This is a genomic window from Spirosoma aerophilum (assembly GCF_054782495.1).
In genome coordinates, this window is sequence record NZ_BAAGSJ010000062.1 from 1 (window position 1) to 2,484 (window position 2,484).

The 2,484-nt window shown below is 54.4% G+C and carries 1 rRNA gene; it reads right to left on the reverse strand.

The window, feature by feature from the left end:
• Window positions 1–2,484: ribosomal RNA gene (locus ACYVK4_RS33675) — 23S ribosomal RNA — on the reverse strand; the annotation flags it as partial.

Below are 2,484 nucleotides of genomic sequence, written 5' to 3' on the forward strand. Positions count from 1 at the left end.
CCGCCTATCAACGTCGTCGTCTCCAACACCCCTTTATACCGGAACACTCATCTTCAGGCCAGTTTCGCACTTAGATGCTTTCAGCGCTTATCTGATCCCCACGTAGCTACTCAGCCATACCACCGGCATGATAACTGATCCGCCAGCGGTGAGTCCATCCCGGTCCTCTCGTACTAAGGACAGATCCCGTCAGTATTCCCACGCCCACCACAGATAGGGACCGAACTGTCTCACGACGTTCTGAACCCAGCTCGCGTGCCACTTTAATCGGCGAACAGCCGAACCCTTGGAACCTTCTCCAGCCCCAGGATGTGACGAGCCGACATCGAGGTGCCAAACCTCCCCGTCGATGTGAGCTCTTGGGGGAGATCAGCCTGTTATCCCCGGCGTACCTTTTATCCTTTGAGCGATGGCCCTTCCATGCGGAACCACCGGATCACTATACCCGACTTTCGTCCCAGATCGGCTTGTGGGCCTCACTGTCAAGCTGGCTTCTGCTATTGCACTCCCCTACCGATTACCGTCCGGTATGAGCCAACCTTGGGAAACCTCCGTTACCCTTTCGGAGGTGACCACCCCAGTCAAACTACCCACCAAACACAGTCCTGATCTCTCAGTTAGAACGCCAGTCAGCCAAGGGCGGTATTTCAAGGTTGGATCCAGGATGCCTGGCGACACCCCTTCAACTCCTCCCGCCTATCCTACACATGCCTGACCGGCATTCAATGTTAAGCTGTAGTAAAGGTGCACGGGGTCTTTCCGTCCCGTGGCGGGTAAGCGGCATCTTCACCGCTACTACAATTTCACCGAACTCATGGTTGAGACAGTGCCCAGATCGTTACACCATTCGTGCAGGTCGGAACTTACCCGACAAGGAATTTCGCTACCTTAGGACCGTTATAGTTACGGCCGCCGTTTACTGGGGCTTCAGTTCAAACCTTCGCCTTGCGACTAAGCTCCCCCCTTAACCTTCCAGCACCGGGCAGGTGTCAGACCCTATGCGTCAACTTTCATTTTGGCAGAGTCCTGTGTTTTTGGTAAACAGTCGCCTGGGCGTCTTCTCTGCAGCCTCCCATCGCTGAGTAGGCCCCCCTTATCCCGAAGTTACAGGGTAATTTTGCCGAGTTCCTTAACCATGATTCTTTCGCGCACCTTAGAATATTCTTCCCAGCTACCTGTGTCGGTTTACGGTACGGGTATCCACACGCTTAACGCGCACCACTTTTCTTGGAAGCCCCTTCAGTGCTTCGACTCAGCCGAAGCCTCATCTCAACGCCCTATTCCGTCAGGACGTAACACCTCCGGCACTCCGTCATGGATATTGCCTGCGTAGATAGTAGTGGAATATTAACCACTTCCCCCTCAAAGCCCGGCCTTCGCCTGCTCCTTAGACCCCGACTAACCCTCCGATGACTGCCATCGCGGAGGAAACCTTAGCTTTTCGGTGTGAGGAGTTCTCATCCTCATTCTCGTTACTTATGCCTACATTTGCTTTTCCATGCGGTCCACCAGGGCTCACGCCCCAACTTCACCCCCCATGGAATGCTCTCCTACCACATCACGCCCAAGGCGTGAGTCCATAGCTTCGGTGATGTGCTTGATGCCCGTTTATTATCGACGCCCGCCCCGCTCGACCAGTGAGCTGTTACGCACTCTTTAAAGGAATAGCTGCTTCCAAGCTAACCTCCTGGCTGTCTCAGCAGCCGGACCGCCTTTGTTCAACTTAGCACACACTTAGGGACCTTAGCTGATGGTCTGGGTTGTTCCCCTCTCGGACTTGGACCTTAGCACCCAAGCCCTCACTGCCACGCACCTCTCTGCGCATTCGGAGTTCATCAGAAGTTGGTAGGATGTGACTCCCCCGCATCCTGTTGGTCGCTCTACCTCACAGACAGTAACACGTAACGCTGTTCCTAAAAACATTTCGGAGAGTACGAGCTATTTCTCAGTTTGATTGGCCTTTCACCCCTATCCCCAGCTCATCCGGAAGCTTTTCAACGCTTATCGGTTCGGCCCTCCACGGTGTGTTACCACCCCTTCAGCCTGGCCAGGGATAGATCACCAAGTTTCGCGTCAACCCCCACTGACTAAGCGCCCTGTTCAGACTCGCTTTCGCTTCGGATCCTCGCTTCAAAGCGATTAACCTTGCCAGTGACGGTTACTCGTAGGCTCATTATGCAAAAGGCACGCTGTCACGCCACACTGGACGCTCCAACCGCTTGTAAGCGCCTGGTTTCAGGTTCTATTTCACCCGGGTACTCCCCGTACTTTTCACCTTTCCCTCACGGTACTCTGCGCTATCGGTCTTCTGATTGTATTTAGCCTTACCGGATGGTGCCGGCCAATTCAGAGGGAATTTCTCCGGTTCCCCCCTACTCAGGATCCCCAACCCACTAACGCCCTGACCACTACGGGACTCTCACCCCCTGCGGTTGACTTTCCCAAGTCATTCGTGTTCGTTTGTCAGCTTGATGTCGGGTCCTA